The organism is Brevundimonas sp., assembly GCF_032107865.1.
GTDB lineage: Bacteria > Pseudomonadota > Alphaproteobacteria > Caulobacterales > Caulobacteraceae > Brevundimonas.
Map to the genome: position 1 here is coordinate 1 of NZ_DAMCNG010000195.1, position 4,842 is coordinate 4,842.

Sequence of the window (4,842 nt, forward strand, 5' to 3'; positions counted from 1 at the left end):
TCTGGTCGGCCCGGACGGCGCCTCGGTGCGGGCCATCGCCTGGCGTTGCGCCGACCTGCCGACGGGCAAGGCGCTGCTGGCCGGGCAGGGCGGATTGAACGTGGTCGGGCGGCTCAGGGCCGACGACTGGAACGGCCGTCGCGGCGTCCAGTTCGAGATCGAGGACGTCGCTGACCCGCGCATGGCATGAAACCCTCAGCCTTAGCCGTGAAACGACGCAGGTCTTTGAAAAAGTCGCACAAATCCGCTTCGCCGCGCTTGCCATAAGCGGAATCGGCGGCTATCTACACGGTCCTCCGCGCAGCGGTCCCTTCGTCTATCGGTTAGGACGTCAGGTTTTCAACCTGAAAAGAGGGGTTCGACTCCCCTAGGGACTGCCACGCGGAGCTTTACCTCCCTCGACAATCGAAGACGTTTCCAGCGGTGATTTCGCGCGCCTGTATGTTGTGCGCCGCCATGATTGGGCGCTGAAACGGCGCGTCGGTCGTTTTTTTGCAAAAGCGTGCGACGCCCTCTTGCATCGCCGAAAAGGGACGGCTATCAGGCCGCTCCTCCGCGCAGCGGTCCCTTCGTCTATCGGTTAGGACGTCAGGTTTTCAACCTGAAAAGAGGGGTTCGACTCCCCTAGGGACTGCCACGCGGAGCGAATAACACTCTCTCCCCTCATCGTAATTTCTGTCACCGACCGCTTTCGCGCGACCTTTTCGCATGCGCGACATTTGCTTGTCGACAATATGGCGCAAAAAGGGCAACTTGTCTGTCCGAGTTGAAAGAACCGTGTTAGTGTAGCTGACCCGTAGTGTTGCGGGCGGGGGTTCAAGGTGGCGAGTAGTGACGTGATGGAGCCGATTGAGACCGTAAAGGTCGTCGGAAGGGTCAAATGGTTCGATGCCGGCAAGGGTTACGGCTTCATCGTGCCGGACCAGCCGGAATTGACCGAAGAGAGAGACGTGCTGCTGCACGTCACCAGCCTGCGCGACGCAGGTCATGAGTTGGCGGGCGAGGGCGCATCTATCGTCTGCGAGTGCGCCAAGCGAGCCAAGGGCTGGCAGGTCGTCAATATCGTGGAGCTGGAGGCCAGCGCCGCGCCGGTTCGACGTGAACCGATGCACAGTTCGGCCCACGCCTGGGCGGAAGGCGCGCCTGAGGGGCCGCTGGAAGCCGCCGTCGTCAAATGGTTCAATCGCACCAAGGGCTACGGATTCGTCGTGCGCGACGGTCAGGCGGGCGATATCTTCGTCCACGTCGAGACGTTGCGTCGCTGCGGTCTGGACGACCTGCTGCCGGGCGACCCGGTGAACGTGCGCTTCGCGGAGGGCCCCAAGGGGCTGGTCGTGGCCGATATCAGACCGGGCGGGTGATCTTCGTCCGATAGAGGGACGAAGACATGGACTACAGCCGGCGCATCCTTTTGATTCTGGCCCTTTCCGCGGCCGCTGCAACGACGGCCTGCGCGCAGAAGGGGCCGCTGGATGCGACCGGCCGCCCGCTGGAGCCGCTGGCGATCGTCACGGCCTCGGGCGAGCACAAATTCATGGTCGAGATCGCCGACGACGATGAAAGACGGCAGCGCGGCCTGATGTTCCGTCCGCCTTTGCCCGACGACCGAGGGATGCTGTTCCAGTTCCCCGTGGCCGGCGAGCAGAGCTTCTGGATGCGCAACACGCCCAGTTCGCTGGACATCCTCTACATCGATCCGCGTGGGCGAATCGTTTCGATCGCCAAACACGCCACGCCCAACTCCGAAGCGCCGATTCCGTCGAACGGGGCGGCCAATGGCGTGCTTGAATTGCGGGCTGGTCGGGCGGACGAGATCGGCGCCAAGCCCGGCGACCAGGTTAAACACCCCTTCTTTCGGCCCTGAGCCACAATAGGGCGCCTCATCCGTTGCGGAGGCCGCCCGCCCGTGCCATGAGAGCGCTCCGTCGGTCCGGGGTGTAGCGCAGCCTGGTAGCGCATCTGGTTTGGGACCAGAGGGTCGGAGGTTCGAATCCTCTCGCCCCGACCACGGATTAGCCTCCTTCAGGCGGAGGCGTCGTATCGCATGGATATGACCATCAGCGTGCGACTGTTCGAGAGCTGTAGCTCTTGCCTCATAAATCCGGCAGTCGAAAACCCGTTACAGCGCCGATAGCGTCGAGCCAGTCGTCCCACATGGCTGGATCGACGGTCTCTCCGGTTCCGCCTTGCATGCCAGACAATAGATCAGTGATCTGAGTGTCAGCGTGTCCGCCACGCTCCCAATAGGCCTTAAGAAAAACTCTCATCGCCTGATAGGCTTGGTCGGTAGGTCGGGAGGGTGGACATATCGGCCTCGACGCTTGTTTGAAGAGTAAGCGATCCAGCGACCGTCAGGTCGAGGCGTAGCCGCCGTTGATGGCGTAGGAGAAGCCGATTGGCAGGGCGGCGCGGAACTGGGTGAAGAAGGCGGCCAGTTCGCCCAGGGTCGAGCGCGGCACGAAGATGATGTCGCCGCGCCGCATCGGCGTGATTTCGGCGCGGGGCGCGCTCAGGTCGATCACCTTCATCATGCGGACGTCGCCGGGGCCGCGACGAATCAGAGCGCAGCGCGAAGATCTGGCGGACGGCAGCACGCCGCCGGCCATGATGACGGCCTGATAGGCGTCGATGTCGCCGGGCATGTCGAACATGCCGGGATTGCGTACCTCGCCATCGACCCAGACCTTCATCGGGCCGGCCTGGCGCAGCGTCACTTCGACCTCGGGGCGCAGCAGGTGGGGGGCGTAGCCGTGGGAGATGTCGGCCTCAAGTTCGGACAGGCTGCGGTCCGCCGCCATGACGTGGCCCAGCAGCGGCAGAGAGACCCGGCCGTCAGGCGCGATCTTCAACTGGCGCGTTAGCTCCGACGCGGTGGGCAGGGCCACTTCGATGTCGTCGCCGGGATAGAGCCGATACTCCGGCTCCACCTCGGTCCAGTCGGCGAAGGGCAGGTTGGGCGGGAAGTCGTCGACCACGGTCGGTCGCGGTCGGGCGCCGCCCGCAGGGGCGCCGCTGGCGCATCCGGCCAGTCCAGCGGCCAACGCCATGAGGATGAGGCGGCGATCAATATCCATGGTCGGGGACGGTCCAGGCGGAGAAATTTCGTCTTCGGCAAAGCTGACGGCTTATAGGTAATGCGTGGTTAACGCATGGCCCTCAATGTGGCGCACAATAGTCATTGACCGAGAAATTCGATCTTCATGCGTTCCTCCCTCGCAGCAGCTCGTCCCCGTTACGGCGTCGTCGACGTCGTGGCCTTGCTGTTCCGCGAACTGCTGCTGATGATCGTGATCTTCCTGGTGATCGCCGCCATCGGCGCGGCCGTCGTCATGACGATGAAGAAGACCTACACGGCCGGCGCCAGCCTGTTCGTCGGCGTGGGCCAGGAATACGTCTATCAGCCGCGCGTGGGCATGGGCGAACGCGCCATGCCGCCCTCGGCCAGCGAGGTGGCTCAGTCCGAGGCCGCCATCCTGAACAGCCTTGAGGTCAAGCGCCGCGTGGTGCGCGCCCTGGGCGTCGAGAGCTTCCAGGGCGGCGTGCCCTCGACCGAGAGCCCGGCGCGTCAGGAAGCCGCCGCCATCCGGTCCGTGGCCTCGGGCCTGGGCGTGGAGGTCACGCCGCTCAGCCCGGTCGTGGGCCTGAGCTACAAGAGCGGCGATCCGGCCCTGTCGGCGCGTGTGCTGAACACGGTGATCGACCAGTACCTGACCTATCGCCGTGAGGTGTTCCAGGATCGCGCGACCTCGGCCATCCGCACCCAGCGCCAGACGTTCGAGCAGGAGTTGGCCGACGCCGACCGCGCTTACGAAGAGTTCCTGCGCACAAACGCCATCGGCGACTTCACCACGGCCAAGTCGACGGTCGCCAACAGCTATCAGTCCGTCTTCACTGAACGGATGGGCGTCCAGGCCCAGCTGCAGCAGGCCTCGCAGCGGCTGGCGACTCTGGTGGCGCAACTGGCGCGCACCCCGGCCGAGGTGGCCCTGTATCAGGATCTGAACGTCTCGGCCCAGGATCTGATCCTGCAACTGCGCACCGAGCGCGAGAGCCTGCTGGCCCGCTATCAGCCCGACGCTCAACCGGTGCGTGAAATCGATTCCAAGATCGCCCAGCTTCAGACCTATGTCGGTTCCGGCACGGCCGTCGGCGCCAAGGAGGTCCGCACCGGCCCGAACCCTGTCTGGGTCGAGCTGGAGACCACCCGCATCAACGCCCAGGCCGAACGGGACGCCCTGGGCGCCCGCCTGGCGGTGCTGGATCGTCAACTGGGCGATCTGCGCGCGCGCCAGACGCGCCTGACCGAGCTGGAGTCGCGCAACTCGACCCTGGCCGGCAACCGTGAAGTGCTGACCGCCTCGATCCGCGAGTTCCAGCAGCGCGAGACGCAGAGCCGCGCCGACAACGAACTGGTCAAGGCGGGCGCCGACAACGTCACCGTCATCGAACGCGCCCAGCCGCCGTCGAAGGGCAAGAGCCTGCGCTTCCCGCTGATGGTCGCGGTCCTGGCCTTCGCCGGATTTACCGCCCTGTGCGTCGGCCTGCTGCGGGTCTTCCTGCAGCGCGGCTTCGTCATGCCGACGACCCTCAGCCGCACGCTACAGGCGCCGGTCCTGGCCGTGGCGCCCGCCAAGAGCGCCTGAGCCTTGCTCGTGCTAGGCTGGGCCAAAGGGCGCACGTAACGATTCGCATGGTCGATCTGACGACGGAAATGGCCGGACTGTGGGCGGCGCTGGGGCCAGCGCCGGCTCATCGCGGCCGCGTGATTCTGTTCGCCGCCGCCCAGACGGGCGAGGGCGTCTCGACCGTGGCGCGCGAATTCGCCCGCATGGCCGCCGTGCG

General features: G+C 65.4%; 4 protein-coding genes, 3 tRNA genes and 2 pseudogenes. 8 read left to right on the forward strand and 1 reads right to left on the reverse strand.

Annotated features, from left to right (window positions below; translation table 11 throughout):
• From RT567_RS13445 to RT567_RS13470, 6 genes and pseudogenes are all read left to right on the forward strand, one after another.
• Positions 1–190, forward strand: a pseudogene (locus RT567_RS13445) (single-stranded-DNA-specific exonuclease RecJ); the annotation flags it as partial.
• A 115-nt stretch (positions 191–305) separates the two neighbouring features.
• Positions 306–380, forward strand: a tRNA-Glu gene (locus RT567_RS13450).
• Between the two features lie 182 nt (positions 381–562).
• Positions 563–637 (forward strand) — tRNA-Glu (locus tag RT567_RS13455).
• Between the two features lie 202 nt (positions 638–839).
• Positions 840–1,361, forward strand: coding sequence for a cold-shock protein (locus RT567_RS13460; RefSeq protein WP_312203907.1), 522 nt, complete (start codon positions 840–842; stop codon positions 1,359–1,361).
• 26 nt (positions 1,362–1,387) lie between these two features.
• Positions 1,388–1,864 (forward strand): DUF192 domain-containing protein, encoded by a 477-nt coding sequence (locus RT567_RS13465; RefSeq protein WP_292059698.1) that lies wholly within the window; start codon positions 1,388–1,390, stop codon positions 1,862–1,864.
• Between the two features lie 67 nt (positions 1,865–1,931).
• A tRNA-Pro gene (locus RT567_RS13470) sits at positions 1,932–2,008 on the forward strand.
• A 343-nt stretch (positions 2,009–2,351) separates the two neighbouring features.
• Here RT567_RS13470 and RT567_RS13475 read toward each other — a convergent pair.
• Positions 2,352–3,074: a polysaccharide biosynthesis/export family protein gene (locus RT567_RS13475; protein ID WP_313576805.1), complete on the reverse strand. Its 723-nt coding sequence runs from the start codon at positions 3,072–3,074 to the stop codon at positions 2,352–2,354.
• Positions 3,075–3,200: 126 nt separating this feature from the next.
• Here RT567_RS13475 and RT567_RS13480 point away from each other — a divergent pair, with 126 nt between their 5' ends.
• Positions 3,201–4,643, forward strand: coding sequence for a chain-length determining protein (locus RT567_RS13480; protein ID WP_292059703.1), 1,443 nt, complete (start codon positions 3,201–3,203; stop codon positions 4,641–4,643).
• 47 nt (positions 4,644–4,690) lie between these two features.
• Positions 4,691–4,842: pseudogene (locus tag RT567_RS13485) on the forward strand (hfsB); the annotation flags it as partial.